This is a genomic window from Pseudomonas sp. 2725, assembly GCF_050434585.1.
Taxonomy (GTDB): Bacteria; Pseudomonadota; Gammaproteobacteria; order Pseudomonadales; family Pseudomonadaceae; genus Aquipseudomonas; species Aquipseudomonas jessenii.
In genome coordinates this window covers 163,715-186,511 of the sequence record NZ_JBNDIV010000008.1, presented here as the reverse complement: position 1 = coordinate 186,511, position 22,797 = coordinate 163,715, and the positions used below count along the sequence as shown (strand labels likewise).

The following is a 22,797-nucleotide window of genomic DNA, read 5'->3' as shown; positions in this document are numbered from 1 at the left end:
TGCACTGCTCGTTGCGTCTATTCGCAACTCAATTTGTTCTGTCGTCCTTGTTCAGACGCTTAAGGATGTTGTTGTACATTTTGGTTCGTCTATGATTTTTAGCATAGCCGCCAACCGCTGCAACAGTGCCGGACTGAATGTGATCCAGATAGCTGAAAATTTTACGCGGTGATAGCATTTCAACGGCATAACCCAGTTCGGTCATGCGGTCCTGAAGCGTATAGCCTGGCACGCGATCATCCATCGAAAAGTGCATGTTGTGCTGTTTTACAAGTTTGCAGTTCCACAATGTGCAGAAACTTTTCAAGTAGACTTCTTTGTACGGCTTTGGTTCTCTGGAGCGCAATCCCATGGAAATTTTCAGGCGTCTGAAGTGATGCTTGAATAGTCGTGAGCTATAGCGCCAGACAGTTCTGGCGGTGCCGCGGTTAATTTGCTCGACACAACCGACGGCCACGACTTTTGGGTTTTTCAAACATTTATTCAGCATCATCGGAAAAACATTCTTGTCGAAAACAAATGTATCGGTGTGCATCAGGAATAAATAATCGGTGTCAATTCGCTCGAGAACCAGGTCAAGTGCCTTGCCATGGGCAATATGGCCCGCCTCTGGTTCGGAAACAGAGCGTTCAATCAAATTGATCCAGTCAAGCGTTCGTAAGTACTCAGTGCTTTCATCGGCGGAATAGTTGTCAACCACCCATACCGGGACGCTGTTGCTGCCAAAATGCTGGTGTAATAAGTCCAGGCATATCTTGGTGATTTCAGGTGTTTTGTAATTTACTATAACTACGCTGAAGGTTTTGGAGTTTTCAGTCAGTAAATCAGGGTTGTTCATCGTTCAGGTGCTCAATGTTATTCTATTTAATTGTATGAATTAACTTGTATACAATTTTTTCTTGTTCGCCGCGCAAAATCTTGCATGGCCATAGAGCACAATTTGTTAAGTCGCTTTGTCATGCATAATAACCACGGGCTGCTCAGACCCGATGGAGAGCGGTAGAAGCGGACTTCATCGTATAAGGATCTGCTCTGCAGGTAAACATTTTGACTTGATTGGTTACATCAGGAGGCTGGCCGGGCCAGCATCCCGGGACGGTGTGAACTGCTCTTGCGCAAGGCATTCAGGTAATTTGTAACGTCATGTGGTGTGCCAGCACGTTCTGCAATTCACTGCTTGTAGCCAATCTGCCGCAACAGGTTCTTGCGCCACAGGATGTCTTCATCGCCTTCGATGTCATTGGCACAAAAGCCATCCACTACGCCAAGGATCGCTCGCCCTTGCTGCGTCTCTGCGAGAATCACTTCGGTTGGATTGGCTGTTGCACAAAAAATACGGCATACCTCTGGAACCATTTTGATGGTGTTCAACACGTTCAGCGGATAGAAACCGTCGCCCAGGAAAATGATGAAACTATGGCCGGCGGCGATGGCTTTCGCATTTTTCTGTGCAAGTTCAATCATTGAGCTATCGGTGCCGGACCATCTCACCAGGCATTGACCAGAGGCTTCACAAAAGGCCACGCCAAACTGGATACCTGGCACGGTATTGACCAGCGCTTCGTGGATGTCCTCGACGGACTTGATGAAGTGCGTCTGGCCCAGAATGAAGTTCGTCGCATCCGGCTTTTCGATTTTCAACGTGATGAGTTGCATCTTAAACGCCTCCTTTCACGATGTTGCCAGGAGAGCCTGGCCACAAATCAAGCATAGCTACTCATTGGTTATTGCTGCGTCCTCTGTCTGTTTTTGGCCAATTGCTCTACGCGTGCCTTGGACCTGATATGTGGTCGTTGACACTTGGGCTGAGGGTACTAATCTAAGGTGTGTGGGAATATTTCCCACGCATAGATACCAGCTGGCTTTGAGGGACCGTACGGATACCGCAGTGGCTCGCTATTGCTGCAGATTGATGGCCGTGCCGGTTGGCGGGCCGCTCCAATGGGCGGCCGGGAACTCACTGGACATTGCGTTCGATACGGAGGTGAAAACGCAACTCCAATCGGAGGTGCATCATGCTGCTCAAGAAATGTTTGTTGGCTCTGGCAATAGGCGGGGTACTGTCGGCATCGACTGTCCTGGTGCCCGATTACATCAGTAGTTTCTCCAGCGTGTATGCCAAAGATGGCGGCAGCGGCGGTGGTGGTAGCGGCGGAGGCGGTGGCGGTCACGGCGGTGGCGGCGGTTCCGGAGGCGGTGGTCACGGTGGTGGCGGTGGCTCCGGAGGCGGCGGTCACGGTGGTGGCGGTGGCTCTGGAGGCGGCGGTCACGGTGGTGACGGCGGCGGTGGCGGAGGCGGCCATGGTGGCGGCAGCGGCAGCGGCAGCGGCGGTGGCTCCGGCAGTGGAGGCTCCGGAGGCGGTGGTCACGGTGGTGACGGCGGTGGCGGTCATGGAGGAGAGGGTGGCGGTCATGGTGGTGACGGCCACGACGGTGACGGTCGTGGAGGCCCGGGACGCGGCGACGCTGACCATGGTGGTATAGCCGGGAACAAAGGCCCGGGCAATGCGCGTGACAACGACAACGCCAAAGACAATGATAACGATGCCGCAGATGCTGCCAGGGACGCGGCCAGGGCTGATGCCAATGCAGCCCGGGACGCTGCTCGGGCTGATGCAGATGCAGCCCGGGATGCGGCAAAAGCGACTGCGGACGCCGCCCGTGACGCCGCCAGAGCTGAGGCGGATGCAGCCCGGGATGCCGCAAGAGCTGCTGGCTTATCGCGCGCAGAAGCGGATGCAGCCAGAGACGCTGCCCGGGCCGCTGCGGATGCAGCCAGGGACGCTGCCAAGGCCGAGGCAGATGCAGCCAGAGATGCTGCTCGGGCTACTGCGGATGCCGCCAGGGACGCAGCCAAAGCCGAGGCGAACGCAGCCAGAGAGGCTGCCAAAGCTGAGGCGAGGGATGTAGCGGACGCCCCGGATGCACCGGATGCGCCGGACGCTCCAGACGCACCGGATGCACTGGATGCACCGGATGCTCCAGACGCACCAGATGCACCGGATGCGCCGGATTTCGACACGGCTGAGGTGCGGAACTAGGCCTGCATGTTCGGCATTGAACACTGCAGGCATCCCGTAGATTACGTCCCGGGAGTTTGAAGGACGTATCGGCAATGAGTCGCAAGCCCTGAAGAATCTCGGGGCTTGCGACTTTTTTTCGAAATCTGTTGCAGGTCCGAAACACTGACGAGGATGACGCAAGAGGAGACGGAACTGGGCGGGTAAGCAATTGCCAGCCGTTCAAAATCCCCCGAACCCTCCGTTTTTCCTGAACCAGCCGATTTAACGGGTTAGTCCGGCACGACAATATGTGCCGGACACTTCCACCACCGGAATTTACTTGTTAATCGACACGATCGAGGCGCTGTTACCCTCTAGCCGGAAGGAAAACGATACCCGGTCTCCAGGCGCCAACCCTGACAACTGATCTTGCGTCACGGAAAACGCCATCGTCATCGGTGGCCATTGCAGGGCGGGAACGGCGCCGTGGGAGATGGTCACCGTATGCTTCGCAGTATCGATAGCCTTGATCGTGCCTTCGGCATTGGATACCGGAGCCTGTTTTGTTTCCTGCTTCATCGGCATGCCTTCCATGCCGTCCATTTTCATGCCCGGCATGTCCTGCGCGTGGGCAGAAAGTGAAAGCGCGAATAGGGTGCTTGCGACTGCGGTCAGGGTGAGTTTCATATGACTTTACCTTGATGTGTGGTGGGTGCAGGCAGGAGGTGCCGGCGGCGCATCAATCGATAGGCTGCCGGAATGACAAACAGGGACAGCAAGGGTGCCGTGACCATGCCGCCGACCATGGGCGCGGCGATACGGCTCATCACCTCACTACCGGTTCCGCTGCCCAACAGAATGGGCAGCAGACCGGCAATGATGACGGCAACGGTCATGGCCTTGGGTCGAACGCGCTGCACGGCGCCTTCACGAATCGCCGCCACCAGCCCGCGTTCAGTGCTGTCACCGAGGTCTTCACGTTCGGCCCAGGCGTTTTTCAGGTAGAGCAACATAATCACGCCGAACTCGGCAGAAACGCCGGCCAAGGCGATGAAGCCGACCCCCGTGGCGACCGACAGGTTGAAGCCCAACAGATAGAGAAACCATGCCCCCCCAGTCAGTGCGAATGGCAGAGTGGCCATGATCAGCAGGGCCTCATCGAATCGGGCAAAAGTCAGGTAGAGCAACACGAAGATGATCAGCAGCGTGGCAGGCACCACCAGTTTGAGTCGTGCGTTGGCTCTTTCGAGAAACTCGAACTGTCCCGAGTAACTGAGGCTCATGCCTGGCTGCAACCTGACCTGTTCATTGACGACCCGACGAAGATCGGCAACCACCGAGGCAATATCCCTGCCTCGAACATCGATGTACACCCAGCCTGAAGGCCGTGCGTTCTCGCTCTTGAGCATCGGTGGGCCGTCACTGACCTTGACCTTCGCCACTGTGCCAAGGGTGATCTGACTACCCAGCGGGGTGTAGATCGGCAGTCGTTCCAGGGCGCCGAGCGAGTCGCGCCACTCCCGTGGGTAACGTACGCTGATCGGGAAACGTGCCAGACCTTCAATGGTCTCCCCGACATTTTCACCACCGATGGCACCGGCCACGATGGACTGCACATCGGCGATGTTCAGCCCGTAACGAGCAGCAGCCTTGCGGTCGATATCCACATCGATGTAGCGGCCACCGGTCAGCCGCTCGGCCAGGGCCGAACTGACACCGGGCACGTCCTTGGCCACTCGCTCGACCGCCTGGGTGACCGCATCGATTTCCGCCAGATTGGTGCCGGCAACCTTCACACCGATCGGGCTCTTTATACCCGTCGCCAGCATGTCGATACGGTTACGAATCGGCGGTATCCAGATGTTGGTCAAACCGGGAACGCGCACCACGCGATCCAGTTCCTCCACCAGTTTTTCCTGAGTCATGCCTGCACGCCATTGCTCATGTGGCTTGAACTGGATGGTGGTTTCGAACATTTCCAGCGGTGCCGGGTCGGTGGCGGTTTCGGCACGACCGGCTTTACCGAAGACGTGTTCGACCTCTGGTACGGTCTTGATCAACCGGTCGGTCTGTTGCAGCAGTTGCGCCGCTTTCTGCGCCGACAATCCCGGCAGGGCAGAAGGCATATAGAGCAGGTCGCCCTCGTCCAGCGGGGGGAGAAACTCGCCACCCAGGCGAGACATTGGCCATAGCGCACTGACAAAAACCAACAGCGCGACCAGTAGCGTGATCTTTGGGCGGCGCAAGACCGCGTCCAGGGCCGGCTGATAGATTCGAATCAACCACCGGTTCAACGGATTCTGTTGTTCACTGGGAATTCGCCCCCGAATCCAGTAGCCCATCAGCACCGGCACCAGGGTCACTGACAATCCCGCCGCTGCGGCCATGGCATAGGTCTTGGTGAAGGCCAAAGGGCCGAACAGCCGTCCTTCCTGAGCTTGCAGCGTGAACACCGGAATGAACGACAGGGTGATGATCAGCAAACAGAAGAAAAGCGCCGGGCCTACCTCCACCGCTGCTTCGGTCATTACATGCCAATGACGCTCGCCCTTCAATTCCTCCCCTGGATTGGCTACGTGCCAGGCCTCAATCTTTTTGTGGGCGTTCTCGATCATCACCACGGCGGCATCGACCATGGCGCCGATGGCGATGGCAATCCCGCCCAAGGACATGATGTTGGCGTTGATGCCTTGGTAGCGCATGACGACGAAGGCAGCAAGCACCCCCACCGGCAGCGAAATGATCGCCACCAGCGATGAGCGCAAGTGCCAGAGAAAGATCCCGCAGACCAACGCGACGACGATGAACTCTTCGATGAGCTTGTGGCTGAGGTTTTCCACCGCGCGGTCGATCAGCTTGCTGCGGTCGTAGGTGGTGACGATTTCCACCCCGGCCGGCAGACTGCTTTTCAGTTCGTCGAGTTTGGTCTTGACCGCTGCAATGGTCTGGCGAGCGTTCTTGCCGCTGCGCAAAATCACCACGCCGCCGACGGTCTCGCCTTCGCCGTCGAGTTCGGTGATGCCACGGCGCATTTCCGGTCCCGACTGAATCGTGGCGACATCGCCAAGGGTCACCGGCACACCACCCGAGCCCAGCTTGAGCGGGATTGCCCGAAAGTCATTGAGCGTTTTCAAGTAGCCGGACGCGCGCACAATGAACTCGGTCTCTGCCATCTCCAGCACCGCGCCACCGGTTTCCTGATTGGCCTTGCCGATAGCGTCGGTCACCTCAGCCTGAGTGATACCGAAGCTGGCCAGCTTCAGCGGGTCCAGCTGCACTTGGTACTGCTTGACCATCCCCCCCACGGTGGCCACTTCCGCCACGTTGGGCAGGGTCTTGAGTTCGAACTTGAGAAACCAGTCCTGAAGCGCGCGCAGTTGCGCCAGGTCGTGTCCACCACTGCGATCCACCAGTGCGTACTGGTAGATCCAGCCCACTCCCGTCGCATCCGGCCCCAACGCCGGCTTGGCGCTGGCCGGCAACCGGCTTTGTACCTGGCTCAGGTACTCCAACACCCGCGAGCGAGCCCAGTACAAGTCCGTGCCGTCTTCGAACAGCACGTAAACGAAGCTGTCGCCGAAGAAGGAGTAACCACGCACGGTTCTGGCGCCCGGCACCGAGAGCATGGTGGTGGCCAACGGATAGGTCACCTGATTCTCGACAATCTGCGGCGCTTGTCCTGCATAAGGGGTGCGGATGATCACCTGCACATCCGAGAGATCTGGCAGTGCATCAATGGGTGTGCTCTGCACCGTCCAGATACCCCAAGCCGTGAGGAACAACGTCGCCAGTAGTACCAGGAACCGGTTGGCCACTGACCAACGAATGAGGGCAGCGATCATGGCTGGCTCCCCGATTTGGCCAGGCGCTCGACACGCAAGCCATCGTCGGTCTGGCTCACCGCGACCCGAACCTTGTCACCCGCCTTGAGGCCCTGCATCAGCGCCGCACTGGCGAGAGGGAAAGTCATCGTCATGCCAGGCATGCCCAGCGTCTTGAAAGGACCGTGGGCGAGCGTAACTTCTTTGTCGTTGATCTCAACGATCTGCCCATCCGCCTCATGCAAACTGGCGGCTGCTCCACTGGCGGGTGACTCTTGCTCCGAGGTAGCAACAATGCCCTTGAGACTGGCCTCGGAATCGAGGAGGAACTGGCCAGACGTAACCACCTTCCGGCCTTCTTCCAGACCTTTCAAAATCTCCGTCTTGCCATCGCTTTCCTGCCCGGGTTGCACCTCCACCGGGCGATAGCGGCCGGCGTCTTCGGCGAGCATTACCAGGGCACGTCGGCCAGTGCGGATAACCGCCTCACTAGGCACCCACAACACACTGTGCCCGGTCGAGTGTTTGAGGCGGACCTGCGCGGTCAAACCTGGTCTCAGGCGCCCGTCGGGATTGGGTAACTCGACACGTACGCGAAGGGTGCGGCTGTCCGGATTGGTCTCGGGCAAAATCGCACTGACCTTGCCATTGAACATTGTCCCCGGGAAGGCGGGCAGTCGCGCTTCGACTGCCTGCCCCACGGTGATGGCTCCGGCATCCGATTCCGGCACGGCCACGGCGAGCCAGACACGGCTCAAGCCATTGACGCGTGCCAGAGTCTCGCCAGCCGCGACGGTCATACCCGCACGTACGTTCAACTCTTGCAGCACGCCGCTGATGGGGCTGGTGATGGTCAGGTTCGGCTGGACTTTGCCACTGCGCTCTACCTGGGTGATCAGCGCCGCCGGCATCCCTGTGAGCCGCAGTCGCTGGCGGGCCGCAGCCAACAGGTCGGCATCAGCGTTGCGCTTGAGGGCAAGGAACTCTGTCTGGGCGGCCGCCCACTCCGGCACCAGGATATCCGCCAGTGCCGCATTGGCTTTGAGCAGGTCGCCTGGAGCATGGGCATAGACTCGCTCCACGAAGCCGGCTGTACGTGCCTGTATCACCGCCACATCACGTTCGTTGAATGCCAGGACACCTGTCACATCGAGGCTGGAGTCAAAGACTCCACGGGTGACGGTCGCAAAACGCAGACCGAGATTCTGGGTCAGACCCGGATCGATGCTGACGGTCGCACGATCCTCGACACCGCTGGCGTACCGGGGAACCAGTTGCATGTCCATGAAGGGGGACTTGCCCGGTTTATCGAACTTTTGCTGCGGGTACATGGGGTCGTACCAATACAGTGCCTTGCGTTCGTCCGGCGAATTGAGTTTCTGCTCCCGGGCGGTAACAGGTACCGCGCTCATGCGCGGGTGAGCGAACCAGTAGCCACCGGCAACACCCAATGCCAGCGAGATGCCAACCAGCAATGCTCCGTTCCATTTTTCAAGGATCATTGGCCGGACTCCCCATAAGCAAAATACAGACGCGCACTGGTCAGCGCTCGCTGCTCCTCCACGTCGATCTGTTTGAGGCGGGCTTCGATGAGTTCGCGTCGGGCGGCGACAACGGCGTTTAAATCGCCTGTGCCGGCACGGTAGCTGGCCATGCTGAGTTCGACCTTTTCCCTGGCCAGCGGCAGCAGGCTTTCCTGGTTGCGGCTTACCGCACGATTGAGGCGCTCATAGTCAGCCAGTTCGTTTTCCAGTTGCTGAGTGTGCTCCCGTGACAGGGCTTCGCGCTCAGCCTCAAGCTGGCTGAGCTCAGCCTGTTTGGCTGCGATTTTGGGGTTTTGCCGGGAGTCAGGAAACAGTGGCAAGTCCCAGGACAATTGCACGCTGACCATGTCGCCGAACTGGCGATCGCGATGTTGATAGTCAAGCTCCCAACTCCAGTCTGACTTTTTCTCCGACTCGGCTTCACGAACCTTGGCTTGCGCTTCGCGGGTCATCGGCGCAAACGCTGCCAACTCGGGGTGGTGTTGCAGTTTATGGGCGTAGCTCGAGGAATCGACAGGCCACTGCGGCAAGCTGCCCACAGGCTTGTCGTTGGCGGCGGAGCCAATCCAGCGTTTGAGGGCCGCTCGGGCCTGCACTCTCTGGAGAACCAGATCGTCCTGCTGCTCCGCCAGTCGAGCCGCTTCTTGCCTGGGCGTCACCGCATCGGCGGGTTGAGCGCGACCACCGGCAATCCGGGCCCGGACGGTATCGGTCAGCAGGCGGTTTTCTTTGTAGAGTTCCTGGAACAGCGCATCTTTGCGCTCGACTGAGTAGCTGTTAATCCAGGCCACTGCCGTGGACTGGCGTACGTTCAGTCGTGCAACCCGACGCTCGGCGGCAGCGCGAGCAACGGCGGCGTTGGCGACCTCGATGCGAGCTTTGCGTTTGTCACCGTTGGGCATCTCTTGCCTGACCCCGACCATTTGCATGGTCATGAAGTCGTCGTTGATGCTCCAGCGATCCGGGCCGCCGATGGGGTAGTTCTGCACACCTGCCAGCAACTTGGGGTCAGGTAATTCACCCGCTGGAATAGCCGCACTGCTGGCAGCCTGAATCTTTGCATCTTGTGCAGCCAGCGACGGCGCATTGTTTTCGGCCAGGCGCAGCGCTTCATCGAGGGTCAGCGTGGCAGCGAAGCTCGGCAATGCCAGTACGCTTGCCGCCAGACCGGCCACGAGGGACCAGCCTGTGCAATAGCACTTGGAGTTCATGTTTACGATTCCTGTGATCATCCACTGCACGCGTCAAAAAGACATGCGCACAGCCAGTCCATCCCGCTAATACGGAATGAGGCTCAATGTTGGACAGGAATCAAACGCGAGGCGGTCGCCATACCCCGGACGGGGTTTGTACGGGCATGGAATCACTGAAGAAGGAAACCACTACGGGGCTGAACACGGTTACAGGAGGCTTGAGGATCGAGACTTGCAGCATACCGCCTGTCTTGCATTCCTGGCCCGGCTTGCAGGGCTTGCCATGCTCTGTCAGGCTTTTCATGTCGTTGCAGCAGTCCATTCCCATGTCATCCATCATCGCCATGCCCATCGTCTTCATCGGGCACGGTTCTGTGGGCGCCTGGACACCCGCCATCCCGCTGAGGGGAAGCACCAGGCTAATCACGAAAATGAGGCAAAACCGCAGGTAGCGTTTCATGGGCTGGAGTGTAGAGGCTGAAATGGACTCTTACAATTGGATGAATGTTCTCACAGCCTGCCGGCAAGAAGCGGGCGCTGGATTTCCATCGCTCACTTTTTCGCTGGTTTACCGCTGGCAGGGATGTGCAGGTACGACATCACGCTTTCAGTCAGTTCGGTTGCCAGTTTGACCGCTTCTTTATTGCGTGCCATCACGCCGGCGACCAAGCCTTCGATCAAGGCCAGTACGGCGATGTTGGAACTGGTCAGCACCGGGTGATCGCAAGGCGCAAACAGCGTGTGCTCGGCAATGCCGGTGAGCGGCGAGGCGGGTGAGTCGGTAATTGCCAGCACTGATGCGCCACGTTCATTGGCGAAGCGTGCCAGTTGCAGGGTGTCGAGGGAGTAGCGTGGCAGGGAGATCGCCAGCAGCACGTCCTGGTCGGTGATGGCGGCCAGACGGTAAGCGGCGTTTTCGTTACCGCCCTCCATGCTGATGGCAGTGGCGTCCGCACAAAAGGGCATCAGGGTCGAGGCGGCGAGACCGGCGAAGTAGACACTGTTGCCAAAGCCCAGAATGTAGATTTTGCGCGCTTTGGTCAGGCGAGTGACGAAGGCTTCAAAGGTGTCGGCGTGGTTGTTGCTCGCCGCGGTGGCCAGGTTGCTGCTGGCGCTCTGGAGTTGCTCATGCAGACCAAACGCGCCGCCCGGGCGATGGGCAAGTTCGTTGCGCAGTTTGTCGACCGGCGACACCATCTGCTGCAACGTTGCGACCAGTTCGGCCTTCATGCCGCTGTAGCCACCGAGGTCCAGTGCTTTGGCCAGGCGGTTGACGGCGGCGGGTGAGGTCAATGTTTCGTGAGCCATCTCCTCGATGGTCAGCGTCGCGGCTTTGAGCGGGTGACGCAGGATAAAGTCCGCGACCTTGCGCAATGACGGCGGCAGTTCGGAAACGATTTCCGTCAGTTTGCGCATGACCGGCGCGGCATAGACAGTGGTGTCTTTCGATGGGGTGGGCATATCCGGCTCAACATTTCCTGAAGGTGAGAGAAGGGCTGTGCCTGATGCCCTGACAAGATTGGCTGGAGTGTATCCGAAGCCAACCTTGTCAGGGCAGCGCCGAGCAGTCGATGGCTAGGCGGCGGTCTTACTTCAAGCTCCCGGCCAGAAACTGCCGGAGGCGTTCGGACTGCGGGTTGACCAGCACTTCGCGCGGGTCGCCGCGCTCTTCGACAACGCCCTTGTGCAGGAACACCAGTTGGTTCGAAACCTCGCGGGCAAAGCCCATTTCGTGAGTCACCACCACCATGGTGCGGCCTTCCTGCGCCAGATCCTGCATGACTTTAAGCACTTCGCCGACCAGTTCGGGGTCGAGCGCCGAAGTCGGCTCATCAAACAGCATCACTTGCGGTTCCATCGCCAGTGCGCGGGCAATGGCCACGCGCTGCTGCTCGCCACCGGACATATGCGCCGGCCAGGCGTTCATGCGGTGCGCCACACCAACTTTGTTCAGGTAGTGCTCGGCCTTTTCCCGTGCCTCTTTCTTGCCCAGGCCCAACACATGCACCGGGGCTTCCATGACGTTTTCCAGAGCGCTCATGTGAGACCAGAGGTTGAAGTGTTGAAATACCATCGATAGCTGCGAACGCATGCGTTGCAACTGCCTGGGTTCGGCCGCCTTCAGCCCGCCAAGCTTGTTGGCCACCAGCTTGAGCGGTTCGCCATTGAGCACGATATTGCCCGCATTGGGTTGCTCCAACAGGTTGATGCAGCGCAGGAACGTACTTTTGCCAGAGCCGCTGGAGCCGATGATGCTGATCACGTCACCAGCCTGTGCTTGCAGGGACACGCCGTTGAGCACCTGGTGCGCGCCGTAACTTTTATGCAGGTCCTGAACTTCAAGTTTGTACATGGTTTGAACTCTCTGGAATCAGTCGCTGAGCAAGCGACCCTGGCGAATGGGGGTAGAACCGGCAACTTTGGCCAGCCACAATCCAGGCTGGGCAAAGCGCAGCCGTTCGCGGGCATAGAGAATGCCGTCGGTGCTGGCGCTCACCACGCTATGGCGGTCGGTCAGCGGGTCGATGACCTCGAACAGCGGATCGCCGACCTTGACCTGCGCGCCCAGCGGTTGCAGAAAACTCACCACACCGGGATGGGGCGCACAGGCGTACTGCGCGCCGGCGAATGGCACGGCTTGGCAATGGCTCGGCGGTGCCGCTGGCCAGTCACCGCTGATCAGGCCTTGTTCGGCGAGATACCCGAGAATGGCTTGTGCACTGTCGACGCATTGCTCGCGCTCGGTGTCTGCCATGCCACGCAATTCGATGGTGGTGGCCACGCACGCCAGGGGAATGTTGGCTTGGGGAAACAGCTCGGCCAGACGTAGCCATGCAATGGCGCAGGCTTCGTCGAAGGCACTGCCGCCCGCATCTTCGGCCAATAACGTGACCCCGGCACCGAGGCGAGCGGCCAATGACTGCAGGCGTGGCCAGTTTTGCGGCATCGCATACAACAACATGATCGATTCGAAATCGCAGTGCAGGTCCAGCACCACATCGGCGTCGCAGGCATGCTGCAGCAACAGGCGGCGCAGGCCGTCGAGTTCCGAGGTCGGTGCCGGCATGGCGGCGAGGGCATCGCCCATGGCGCGGCGGATGAGTGCGATGTTGGCGTCGGCATCGTTTCCCAATCGGCCTTCCAGCAGCGGTGCAACGGCATCGACCAACTCCGGGAAGTCGCGATTGAAGTTCTTGCCGCTGGAGAATTCGAAGCGCCCCTGATGGGTGGCCTGGAACATCTGGGCGATACCGATCGGATTGGCCATTGGCACCAACTCGATCACCCCGGTCAGGCGGCCTTGTGTTTCCAGTTCCAGAAGACGGCGCTTGAGCTCGACGGCGACGCGCATCCCTGGCAATTCGTCGGCATGCAATGACGCCTGGATGTACGCTTTGCGTGCTCCACTGCCAAAACGAAACAGTGACAGCGTTCGTTCGGTGCCCGAGGCACTCCACGGCAACAGGTATTGAATGTGCTCCATAGCAGCTCCTTAGTGCTTGCGCGGTGCCAGATACGCCAGCCAATGGCGCTCGGCCAGCTTGAACAGACGCACCAGAATGAAGGTCAGGGCGAGGTAGAAGAGGCCGGCGGTGATAAACGCCTCGAACGGTAGATAGAACCGTGAGCTGACAGTACGCGCGGCCCCGGTGATGTCGACGAGGGTAACGATGGAGGCCAGGCTGGTGGTTTGCAGCATCATCAGCACCTCGTTGCTGTACTGCGGCAATGCCCGGCGCAAGGCCGACGGCATGAGAATGCGGCGATACAGGGTCAGGCGTGACATGCCCATGGCCCTGGCGGCTTCGATCTCGCCATGGGGGGTGGATTTCAAACTGCCGGCCAGCAACTCTGCGCTATAGGCACTGGTGTTGATCGCGAAGGCCAGGCAGGCGCAAAAGGTGGCGCTGGAGAGGTAAGGCCAGAGCACGCTTTGGCGCACTGCTTCGAACTGCGCCAGGCCGTAATAGATCAGGAACAATTGCACCAGCATCGGCGTGCCGCGAATCACGTAGGTATAGAGCCAGGCCGGGAAGTTGATCAGCGGTGATCGCGACACCCGCATCAACGCCAGTGGAATTGCCAATACCAGGCCCAGGGCCAGGGAAATAAGCAGGACTTTGAGGGTCAACAAGGCGCCATTGAAGTACAGCGGCAGGTTTTCCCAAATCAGGTTGTAGTCGAGAATCATGGGCCGCTCCCCTCACAATTCGGCGGCTTTGATGCCGACCGAGTAGTGTTTTTCCAGATAGCGCAGCACCAGCAATGACAGGCTGGTGAGCATCAGGTACAGCGCCGCCACCGCGAGGAAAAACGTGAATGGCTCGTGTGTGGCATCCGCTGCGTTCTTGGCTTTGAACATCATGTCCTGCAAGCCGATCACCGAGATCAGCGCGGTGGATTTGGTCAGTACCAGCCAATTGTTGGTGAACCCGGGAATGGCGAAACGAATCATCTGCGGTACCAGAATTCGCCAGAACACCTGCGCACCGCCCATGCCATAGGCCACGCCGGCCTCGGCCTGACCTTTGGGGATTGCCATGAAGGCGCCGCGAAAGGTTTCCGAGAGGTAGGCGCCAAAAATGAAGCCCATGGTGCAGACGCCGGCGATAAAGGGGTTGATGTCGATATAGCGGGTGTAACCGAGTGCCAGGGCAATGCGGTTCACCAGATCCTGGCCGCCGTAGAAGATCAGCAGGATCAGCACCAGGTCTGGAATGCCGCGAATCAGGGTGGTGTAACTTTCCCCGAGCAGGGCCAGCCATTTGAGCGGTGACAGGCGAAAGGCCGCGCCGACCAGGCCCAGGGCAATCGCCAGGGACATGGAAGTCAGGGCCAGGTTTATGGTCAGCCAGGCGCCATCGAGAATGCTCGATCCGTAGCCGTGAAGCATGATGAAGTTCCTCAAGCGAGCGCCGCGAGGCGCGCAAGACAAGCCCGAATCGGCGCCTGCAATAGGCCGGCACCGGGGCTATGGGTAAGGCTTACTCGCCGTAGATATCGAACGCGAAGTACCTGGCCATCACTTGCTGGTACTTGCCATTGGCGCGAATGGCGTCGATCGCGGCACTCAGGCGCGCAACGTTGGCACTGTCGCCTTTGCGCACGGCGATCCCGGCGCCACGGCCAAAATACTTCGGGTCGTTGATGTCGGGCCCTGTGAGGGTGAAGCCCTGGCCAGCCGGTGTTTTGATGAAGCTCTCATCGGTGTTGACGATGTCGGCGAGGGTGGCGTCCAGACGACCCGAGGCAAGATCGAGAAAGGCTTCATTTTGTGAGGAGTAGCGCACCACGACGACGCCGGCTTTTTCCAGTTGCTCGGTGGCAAAACGATCGTAAGTCGAGGAGCGTTGCACGCCGACTTTCTTGCCCTTGAGGTCCACCAAAGGATCATTGATCACGTTGCCGGCCTTCATCGCGAACTTGCCCGGTGTGTGGTAGTACTTTTTGCTGAAGTCCACGGACTTCATCCGGTCTTCGGTGATTGACATCGACGACAGCACGGCATCGATCTTGCGCACTTTGAGCGACGGGATCATGCCGTCGAACTCCTGAATGACCCACTCGCACTTGACCTTCATTTCTTCGCACAAGGCGTTGCCGATGTCGTAATCGAACCCGCTGACGTTGCCCTCTGGTGTCTTGAAGGAGAAGGGTGGGTAGGCGGCTTCGATACCGATACGCAGGCTGTCTTCGTCGGCATGTGCCAGGAAGCTGAAAGCGCATAGCGCCAGAGCACCTAGAAGTTCTGTCTTGTTCATATTGTTGACTCCTTGGAAGGCATTTGGGGGAAACGGGTGCCCGCCATCCAGGTTGGCGTGGTGGATCAGTCCTGTGATCGGCGAGCCTATAAATGACACAATAAAAATCTATATGCAAATAAACTGAAAATAAACATATCAGTTTTGATCGCGACGATGCTCCATTGGGCCCGGTAGACGTTTTTGCTCAACCCATGGGTAAGCCCTGATGCTCATTTTTTGAACTCGGGCTGAAAGCACTTATCCAAAAAATATGGGAATGTTTCCCACGCAACGATGCCAACTGGCTTTCAGGGATCGTGCGGATACCGCAGTAGCTCGTTCATGCTGCAGATTGATGGCCGTGCCGGTTGGCCGGCTGCTCCAACGGGCGGCCGGGAACTCACTGGACATTGCGTTCGATACGGAGATGGGTACGCAACTCCATGCGGAGGTGCATCATGCTGCTCAAGAAATGTTTATTGGCTCTGGCAATCGGCGGAGTCCTGTCGGCTTCGACTGTCCTGGTGCCCGATTACATCGGTAGTTTCTCCAGCGCGTATGCCAAGGATGGCGGCAGCGGTGGAGGCGGTGGAGGCGGTGGAGGTCACGGCGGTGGCGGTGGCGGTGGCGGTGGCTCTGGTGGCTCCGGCGGTCACGGTGCCGGCGGCCACGGAGGAGAGGGTGGCGATCATGGTGCTGCAGGCCATGACGGTGACGGTCATGGAGGTCCGGGGCGCGGCGATGCTGACCATGGTGGTGTAGCCGGGAACAAAGGCCCGGGCAATGCCCATGACAACGATGCCGCCGATGCAGCCAGGGACGCTGCCAGAGCTGATGCCAATGCAGCCCGGGACACCGCCAGAGCGACTGCGGATGCCGCCCGTGATGCGGCAAAAGCCACTGCCGATGCCGCACGGGATGCCGCCAGGGCTGAAGCAGATGCCGCCCGGGATGCCGCAAGAGCGGCTGGCGTACCGCGCGCAGAAGCGGATGCAGCCAGGGACGCTGCCCGGGCCACTGCAGATGCAGCGAGGGACGCCGCCAAGGCTGAAGCAGATGCCGCCAGGGATGCTGCCCGGGCTACCGCGGATGCTGCCAGGGACGCCGCCAAAGCCGAGGCGAACGCAGCCAGAGAAGCTGCCAAAGTTGAGGCGAAAGACGCCCGAGAGGATATGGCGGACGCCCCGGATGCCCCGGACGAACCGGATTTCGACGCGGTTGAGGTAGAGAACTAGACCTGCACGTTCGGCAATGAACACGGCAGGCATACCGTAGAAAACGTCCCGGGAGCTTGAGGGACGTATCGGCAAAGAGTCGCAAGCCCCGAAGCATCGTGGGGTTTGCGACTTTGTTTCGGCTATCGAGCCAAGGCGAACATTTCTACAGTCAGATCGACCGCTGATTCACGCGCTGACTCAGTTCCTGCGCGGACTCTTTGCGTTCCGAGTAGCGATCAACCAGATCGGGGCGATCCCGTAGCAGCAGGGTAAATTTCACCAGTTCCTCCATGACGTCCACCACCCTGTCGTACAGCGACGAGGGTTTCATGCGATTGGTGTCGTCAAACTCCAGAAAAGCCTTTGGCACGGAGGATTGATTGGGGATGGTGAACATGCGCATCCAGCGCCCCAGCACACGAAGCTGATTCACCACATTGAAGGACTGGGAGCCGCCGCAGACTTGCATGACCGCGAGGGTTTTCCCTTGGGTTGGGCGAACCGCCCCCAACGCCAACGGCACCCAGTCGATTTGCGCCTTGAACACCGCAGACATGGAGCCGTGGCGCTCTGGCGAGCACCAGACCTGTCCTTCGGACCATTGCATCAGTTCGAGCAGCTCCTGGACTTTCGGGTGATCGGAGGGCGCGTCGTCCGGTAGCGGCAGGCCTGATGGGTTGAAGATCCGTGTCTCGGCACCGAAGTGTTCGAGCAACCGGGCTGCTTCCTCGACCAGCAGGCGACTGAACGACCGCGCACGAGTCGAACCGTATAGCAATAGGATACGCGGTTTGTGCTGGTCGTCGCGTCCACTGTCGATGGGCTGGGTCAGTGATGTGTCGAGATTGGGCAGGGGATGGGTCATGGGGGCTCCGGTCATAGCGTGCCGATGCGGTCGAGTTCCCGCTTCAGCGCATCGCGGTCGAGTTGTGCAAAAGGCAGGTCGAGGAATGCCCGGCAGCGCGTTTCGATGCGCGCCAGGGTCGAGTGGAACGCCGCCGATACCGTTGCTTCATCCCCCTTTATGTCCGATGGGTCTTCCAGGCCCCAATGAGCTTTCAATGCCGGCCCGAAGTACACGGGGCACGCCTCACCAGCGGCCTTGTCGCAGACCGTGATGACGATGTCCGGCGGGTTGGCTTCGAAAGCCTCATTGCCTTTGCTGCTCAAGCCGTCGATGGCGATGCCGGCTTCTTGCAACGTGCTCAGGCTGCGGGGCTGCACCTGTCCCTTGGGGAAGCTGCCGGCACTGATCGCCTCAAAACCTTGCGGGGCGAGATGGTTGAACATGGCTTCGGACAGGATGCTGCGACAGCTATTGGCGGTACACATAAACAGAACGCGCATGGTGATTCCTCTTTGCAGTCGCACAGGGCTAAACGCTCAGGCGCAGGGCCAGGGCAGACAAGGTGATGAACAGAATCGGCAGCGTCAGGACCACGCCAACCTTGAAGTAGTAACCCCAGGTAATGCGGATGCCCTTGCGCTCCAGCACATGTAGCCAGAGCAAGGTGGCAAGACTGCCGATGGGGGTGATTTTGGGACCGAGGTCAGAACCGATGACATTGGCGTAGATCATGGCTTCACGCACCACACCGGTGGCGTCACTGGCCTGAATCGACAGGGCACCCACCAGCACCGTGGGCATGTTGTTCATGCCCGATGACAGCAACGCCGTGAGCAGGCCAGTGCCCAGCGCGGCGCCCCAGATGCCGAATTCGGCCATGTGGTTCAGCGCCATGGTCATGTAGGTGGTCAGTCCGGCGTTTTTCAGCCCGTACACCACCAGGTACATGCCCAGCGAAAAGATCACGACCTGCCAGGGCGCCTCGCGCAGCACCCGTCGCGTTGAAATCACATGCCCACGTGCAGCCACGGCGAACAGCATCGCGGCACAGACCGCTGCAATGGCACTGATGGGAATGCCCAAGGGTTCCAGAGCAAACAGCCCGATCAGCAACAGGGCCAGGACAATCCAGCCGACGCGGAAGGTCAGGGGATCACGCACGGCGCGTCGCGGGTCCATCACGTCATCGAGAGAGTAGTGCCTGGGGATGTCACGCCGGAAAAACCAGTACAGCACCACGAGCGTGGTCGCCACGGCAACGAAATTGACCGGCACCATGATGGCGGCGTACTCGCTGAAGCCCAGGTCGAAGTAGTCGGCCGAAACGATGTTGACGAGGTTGGACACCACCAGGGGCAGGCTCGCCGTGTCGGCAATGAAACCGGCCGCCATGACGAACGCCAGGGTAGACGCTGGCGAAAAACGCAGTGCGAGCAGTATTGAAACAACGATGGGGGTCAGGATCAGGGCTGCACCGTCGTTGGCAAACAGCGCGGATACGCCGGCCCCCAGCAGAATCGTGAAGACGAACAGGCGACGCCCGTCACCCTTGGCCCAGCGCGCCACATGCAATGCCGCCCACTGGAAAAACCCGGCCTCATCGAGCAGCAGACTGATGATGATGAGCGAGATGAAGGTTGCGGTGGCGTTCCAGACAATGGCCCACACCAGTGGAATATCGTCCAGCGTCACGACGCCTGCCAGCAGGGCCAGGATGGCTCCCAGGGAGGCGCTCCAACCGACGCCCAGGCCCTTGGGTTGCCAGATGACTAACACCATGGTGAACAGGAAAATGATAAACGCAGTAAACATGCGGAGTCTCGATGAATGAAGGGTCAGCAGCAGGCGGAAGTGTTGAGCGGACGGTCGCCCATCGCGGCAAGGCGAGTGCTGTCGTTCGAAAGCCAGTCGGCGTTTGCCAGCAAGGTTGTCTCGAGAACGTCGCGAACCCATGCGGGCAGATCGGGATTGAGCCGGTAATACACCCACTGCCCCTGACGGCGGTCGAGAAGCAGGCCACAGCCGCGAAGCTGGGCAAGGTGGCGGGAAATTTTGGGCTGACTGTCGTCCAGGGCGCAGACCAGCTCACACACGCATAACTCGCCTTCACAAGTAATGAGCAAAGTGGCCCGGGCGCGGGTTTCGTCGGACAGACATTTGAATACGGCGGCAGGATTGAGCATTGGCGTGGCTCGATACATATGGTTATTCGAATATACGATTTTCCATATGTGTTGTGCAAGCCGCTCGGGCTCGCGAAGGGAAGGCTCGGCCCGACCAGGTTGTTCAGGTATGAGATAGACTCGAGCCGATTCGGCACAAGGCACAGGAGAGGCGGTGAATGGAATCATTTAGCGTACGCGAGCTGAAAATGACTGACGCTCAAGCGTTGCTGGCTTTCGAAATCCAGAACCGTGAATGGTTCGAATCCCATATCGATGCGCGCGACCCTGCTTTTTACTCGTTGCAGGGTGTCGCCGATCATATCGAAAGCTATTTGTCCGATTTCGCCATCGGCGCCTGGCACCCCTTTGTCATCGAGGATTCCAGTCAGAGAATCGTCGGTCGAGCCAATCTGAAAAGCATCGACTCATCGACGGGTTCTGCCGAAGTCGGCTATCGGATCGATCAACGCGTGTGCGGGCAGGGGCTGGCAACACGGGCGCTGAGGCACCTGATCCAGGAGGCCCGGATACGTTGGGGACTTGCGCAACTGGTTGCGTATGCCTTCAGGGAGAACGCCGGCACCAGAAAAGTCCTGGATCGGTGCGGATTCAAGCTTGAGCAACCCTCCTGCAACGACAACACGGGGGGCGAAGATCGATTCGTCCTGTCGATCAGATAACTGCGTTCAACCATTCTGAAGGCTTGTAGCAGGTCATGCCTGCTACTCCTGATCTTCGGGCACCTCTTTCCAGCTGTCATCCGGATCAAAACGTTTCATCGCCAGCGCCAGTTTTTCACCTTCGGGCCCCAGGTCTTTTTCGAATACCTGTCCTTCATGACTGATCATGAAACTCATCACGCCGGTGTCGTTGTATTTTGCCGGCCAGGCGATCAGCGCAAAGCCGCGGCTCATCTTGTCACCGATGAGGTAGCTGTAGGCGCCACCCGGTGCCGAAGGACCCTGGCCATGAAGGATGCGGAAGCGATAGCCATGCCACTCTTCGTCGGCTATGGCTTTGCCGAACGAAGGCCCCAGCGGGCTGATCTGGCCGCTGTCGTCTTCGTCCCAATAGAGTCCATCGTGCATGCCGGGGGTGCTGAAGATTTTCTGCGCATACTCGAGTGCGCCATCATCGTCCCGATCCACTGACGCATAGTCCATCTGGGCGTCGTGATAGGCCAGCACCGATTGCACCGCGGCAAGTTCATTGCGGCCGATTTGACGTGCACGGATCTCTGCACTGCCGGCCTTCATGTCGAAGCGCCAACCGTTCTCGTTCTTTGTAAGGGGGATAGGCAGTGTCCAGTTCTCACTGCCGACCGCCAGGACAGCCTTGCGGTCACTGGTGTTTTCAAAGTGGTGTTGCTCGCGGTACTGCTGCAAGAACGCATCCACATCTTTGCGCTGCACGCCTTCGCGGGGGATGTAATTGTGCCAGTCATTGCCCAGCAGTTCGGTCAGGCGTGCCTGGTCGGCGTGTTCCGTGCCCAGTGCTTCGACAAAGGCTTCTGCAGCCTTTTCCGGGGTTGGAAAGGCCTGCTGTGCCGTCGCCATGCACGACCACAACAAGCCGGTGGCTATAACCAGGACATGAGGGAGCAAGCCCGTGAGTCCCTTCAATCGAGGATGGTTGTTCAACGACGGCCCCCCCTTTGACGCGATGGTGGATTGGACGGCCGGCTGACCTGGTGGCCGGCTGATCGCGAAGCACTGGGGCGTTGGGCGGAAACCTGGCTGGCCCGGCCACGATTGGCCTGGACGTTGGCCTGGGATGGTGAGCGTGCGCCGGCGAACGCATTGTTGCGGGCACTGCCGGCACTGGCGGCAGGCCGTTTACTCGTCGCTTGCCGCGTCTGCGCGGAGCCTTCTCTGCGCTGATTCAACTGGGCGCTCTGGTTCCTGGGTTGCTGGGTCTCTCTCCTGGGCTGCTGATTCTCCCGGGTGTTCCTGGCCGTGCCCTGGCTTCTGTCCGCCGCCTTCGGTCTGTCTGCACCGGCCTGTAACCGGTCGCCGCCCGAGGCCCCGGACTGGAGTTTGCGTGTTTGATCACGGGCTTCGCGGTTGCTGGTGGCAGGTCGTTCGATACCGTGCCTGTCCATTGAGGTGCGGGCATTTTCACGGGCCTGGGCGCGTTGGGCATTGTCCCCGCGATAGGCTTCACGCTGGTTGGCACCGTTGAGTTGGCGGCCGTACTGTGCGCGGCTTGCGTTGTCTCGATAGGGCACGCCATTACGGTGCACCGGGTTGTGTTGCCATTTGTTGTTGGTGATCCGGTTGTTGGCATTGATGTTGTTGTAGCGATTGACGTCGATGTCGATGTCGTTATTGCCCCAGTCACATTCACCCCACAACGATCCAATGATCGCCACACCGGCACCAAACGCGAGTCCGGCCATCAGGGCCTGACCAGGGTAATAGGCCGGTGGCGGTGGATAGTACGCGGGCGGCGACGCCGGGTAGGGCCAGGTACCGTAGGTGGTGGTCGGGTTATAGGTGGGGACGTACACCACCTGCGGATCGGCAGGCTGAATGATGATGGTGGAGTTGCTGGCGGGGGCCGATTCAGGGGCTGGAGCCGGTGCCGCAGTCGTGGTCGCCGGTGCCGGTGCCGCGACATTCTGGATCGTCACGTTCTGATATTGGTTGCTCTGCAGATTGCCGGCTGCCTGTGCCTGGCGCCGCAAGCGTTGCGCGCTTTCCATGACATCGTCGGGCTGCGCCAGGAAGGCATCGCCCAGGCGCTGGACCCAGACGGGATCCTGTCCGAGCAATGCCAGCACCTGCGGGAAGGCGACCAGTGCCTGCACGCTTGGATCCCATGGCTGGTTCGCCACCTGTTTGACCGCGTCGTCACCCTTGGCGTCCGGGTGGGCTTTGGACCAGTTGACCGCCTCGCCGACTTCCCCGGGGTAGGTGGTGGCCATCAGCACCTGTGCAAACAGTGGGTCCGGGTAAAGCGCAATGGGCGCCAGCATCTGATCCAGTTGTTCCTGGGTGAATACCGGATCCTTGGCCGCCGGGGCGACGGGCGCTGCATTGGCTGTGCTTGCCGGTGCGGGTGCTGCGGCGGGTGCCGGAACCGGGGCAGGTGCTGCAGCGATCCCCTCCGTACCCAGTGCCAGGCAGGACGATCCGCTCAAGAACAGTACGGCCGACAACGCGTAAAGTAATGGATTGTGCATTGCACCCCCCATGGGGTCAGGCAGGCTTGAAATGAGTGGATCAATCCCTGGCAGGTGAAGCCGACTTTGCAAGCCACAGA

General features: G+C 59.6%; 22 protein-coding genes. 3 read left to right on the top strand and 19 right to left on the bottom strand.

Features of this window, described 5'->3' with window-relative positions:
* Nucleotides 1-28: 28 nt before the first annotated feature.
* Nucleotides 29-838, bottom strand: a complete 810-nt coding sequence (locus ABIE16_RS23025; RefSeq protein ID WP_218498387.1) for a glycosyltransferase — start codon at nt 836-838, stop codon at nt 29-31.
* A 332-nt stretch (nt 839-1,170) separates the two neighbouring features.
* Nucleotides 1,171-1,656 (bottom strand): adenosine-specific kinase, encoded by a 486-nt coding sequence (locus ABIE16_RS23020; protein WP_057715369.1) that lies wholly within the window; start codon nt 1,654-1,656, stop codon nt 1,171-1,173.
* 359 nt (nt 1,657-2,015) lie between these two features.
* Here ABIE16_RS23020 and ABIE16_RS23015 point away from each other — a divergent pair, with 359 nt between their 5' ends.
* Nucleotides 2,016-3,041 (top strand): hypothetical protein, encoded by a 1,026-nt coding sequence (locus tag ABIE16_RS23015; protein ID WP_429522081.1) that lies wholly within the window; start codon nt 2,016-2,018, stop codon nt 3,039-3,041.
* A gap of 297 nt (nt 3,042-3,338) precedes the next feature.
* Here ABIE16_RS23015 and ABIE16_RS23010 read toward each other — a convergent pair whose 3' ends face one another.
* The 11 genes from ABIE16_RS23010 to ABIE16_RS22960 all read right to left on the bottom strand — a co-directional run bounded on the left by ABIE16_RS23010 (nt 3,339) and on the right by ABIE16_RS22960 (nt 15,322).
* Nucleotides 3,339-3,689: a copper-binding protein gene (locus ABIE16_RS23010; protein ID WP_090454838.1), complete on the bottom strand. Its 351-nt coding sequence runs from the start codon at nt 3,687-3,689 to the stop codon at nt 3,339-3,341.
* On the bottom strand, nt 3,686-6,844 hold the full coding sequence (locus tag ABIE16_RS23005) for an efflux RND transporter permease subunit (RefSeq protein ID WP_429522013.1): 3,159 nt from the start codon (nt 6,842-6,844) through the stop codon (nt 3,686-3,688). Before ABIE16_RS23005 ends, ABIE16_RS23010 begins: the two co-directional genes overlap by 4 nt.
* Complete coding sequence (locus ABIE16_RS23000) at nt 6,841-8,325, bottom strand: efflux RND transporter periplasmic adaptor subunit (RefSeq protein WP_429522012.1); 1,485 nt, start codon at nt 8,323-8,325, stop codon at nt 6,841-6,843. The genes ABIE16_RS23005 and ABIE16_RS23000 overlap by 4 nt, the downstream gene beginning before the upstream one ends.
* Entirely contained in the window at nt 8,322-9,578 is a 1,257-nt protein-coding gene (locus ABIE16_RS22995; RefSeq protein ID WP_429522011.1) for a TolC family protein, read from the bottom strand. Before ABIE16_RS22995 ends, ABIE16_RS23000 begins: the two co-directional genes overlap by 4 nt.
* A gap of 100 nt (nt 9,579-9,678) precedes the next feature.
* Nucleotides 9,679-10,020, bottom strand: a complete 342-nt coding sequence (locus tag ABIE16_RS22990; protein WP_429522010.1) for a hypothetical protein — start codon at nt 10,018-10,020, stop codon at nt 9,679-9,681.
* A gap of 92 nt (nt 10,021-10,112) precedes the next feature.
* Nucleotides 10,113-11,021 (bottom strand): MurR/RpiR family transcriptional regulator, encoded by a 909-nt coding sequence (locus tag ABIE16_RS22985; protein WP_057715361.1) that lies wholly within the window; start codon nt 11,019-11,021, stop codon nt 10,113-10,115.
* Between the two features lie 127 nt (nt 11,022-11,148).
* Complete coding sequence (locus ABIE16_RS22980; RefSeq protein WP_057715360.1) at nt 11,149-11,913, bottom strand: ABC transporter ATP-binding protein; 765 nt, start codon at nt 11,911-11,913, stop codon at nt 11,149-11,151.
* Nucleotides 11,914-11,931: 18 nt separating this feature from the next.
* Complete coding sequence (locus ABIE16_RS22975) at nt 11,932-13,044, bottom strand: succinylglutamate desuccinylase/aspartoacylase family protein (RefSeq protein WP_429522009.1); 1,113 nt, start codon at nt 13,042-13,044, stop codon at nt 11,932-11,934.
* Nucleotides 13,045-13,053: 9 nt separating this feature from the next.
* Nucleotides 13,054-13,752 carry an ABC transporter permease gene (locus tag ABIE16_RS22970; protein ID WP_090454843.1) on the bottom strand — a complete coding sequence of 233 codons (699 nt, stop codon included), beginning with the start codon at nt 13,750-13,752 and terminating at the stop codon, nt 13,054-13,056.
* 12 nt (nt 13,753-13,764) lie between these two features.
* Complete coding sequence (locus ABIE16_RS22965) at nt 13,765-14,454, bottom strand: ABC transporter permease (protein ID WP_057715357.1); 690 nt, start codon at nt 14,452-14,454, stop codon at nt 13,765-13,767.
* A 91-nt stretch (nt 14,455-14,545) separates the two neighbouring features.
* Entirely contained in the window at nt 14,546-15,322 is a 777-nt protein-coding gene (locus tag ABIE16_RS22960) for an ABC transporter substrate-binding protein (RefSeq protein ID WP_090454844.1), read from the bottom strand.
* 440 nt (nt 15,323-15,762) lie between these two features.
* Between ABIE16_RS22960 and ABIE16_RS22955 the strand changes: the two genes are divergently transcribed.
* Nucleotides 15,763-16,539, top strand: a complete 777-nt coding sequence (locus ABIE16_RS22955) for a hypothetical protein (protein WP_429522008.1) — start codon at nt 15,763-15,765, stop codon at nt 16,537-16,539.
* A gap of 151 nt (nt 16,540-16,690) precedes the next feature.
* On the opposite strand, the gene arsH is transcribed toward ABIE16_RS22955, so the two are convergent.
* Genes arsH through ABIE16_RS22935 form a run of 4 tightly spaced genes read right to left on the bottom strand, consistent with a single transcriptional unit; the run spans nt 16,691 to nt 19,551 of the window.
* Nucleotides 16,691-17,386: an arsenical resistance protein ArsH gene (gene arsH, locus ABIE16_RS22950; protein WP_057715353.1), complete on the bottom strand. Its 696-nt coding sequence runs from the start codon at nt 17,384-17,386 to the stop codon at nt 16,691-16,693.
* Between the two features lie 11 nt (nt 17,387-17,397).
* Nucleotides 17,398-17,868 carry an arsenate reductase ArsC gene (locus ABIE16_RS22945; RefSeq protein ID WP_429522007.1) on the bottom strand — a complete coding sequence of 157 codons (471 nt, stop codon included), beginning with the start codon at nt 17,866-17,868 and terminating at the stop codon, nt 17,398-17,400.
* 28 nt (nt 17,869-17,896) lie between these two features.
* Entirely contained in the window at nt 17,897-19,180 is a 1,284-nt protein-coding gene (locus ABIE16_RS22940; protein ID WP_057715351.1) for an arsenic transporter, read from the bottom strand.
* A gap of 23 nt (nt 19,181-19,203) precedes the next feature.
* Nucleotides 19,204-19,551 (bottom strand): metalloregulator ArsR/SmtB family transcription factor, encoded by a 348-nt coding sequence (locus tag ABIE16_RS22935; protein ID WP_429522006.1) that lies wholly within the window; start codon nt 19,549-19,551, stop codon nt 19,204-19,206.
* A 158-nt stretch (nt 19,552-19,709) separates the two neighbouring features.
* On the opposite strand from ABIE16_RS22935, the gene ABIE16_RS22930 reads away from it, so the two are divergent.
* Entirely contained in the window at nt 19,710-20,213 is a 504-nt protein-coding gene (locus ABIE16_RS22930) for a GNAT family N-acetyltransferase (protein WP_429522005.1), read from the top strand.
* A gap of 42 nt (nt 20,214-20,255) precedes the next feature.
* On the opposite strand, the gene ABIE16_RS22925 is transcribed toward ABIE16_RS22930, so the two are convergent.
* The gene (locus tag ABIE16_RS22925) at nt 20,256-21,089 is read right to left on the bottom strand and encodes a DUF2950 domain-containing protein (RefSeq protein ID WP_057715348.1); all 834 of its coding nucleotides are present in this window, start codon (nt 21,087-21,089) and stop codon (nt 20,256-20,258) included.
* An 80-nt stretch (nt 21,090-21,169) separates the two neighbouring features.
* On the bottom strand, nt 21,170-22,717 hold the full coding sequence (locus ABIE16_RS22920; RefSeq protein WP_154910533.1) for a DUF3300 domain-containing protein: 1,548 nt from the start codon (nt 22,715-22,717) through the stop codon (nt 21,170-21,172).
* Between the last annotated feature and the right edge of the window lie 80 nt (nt 22,718-22,797).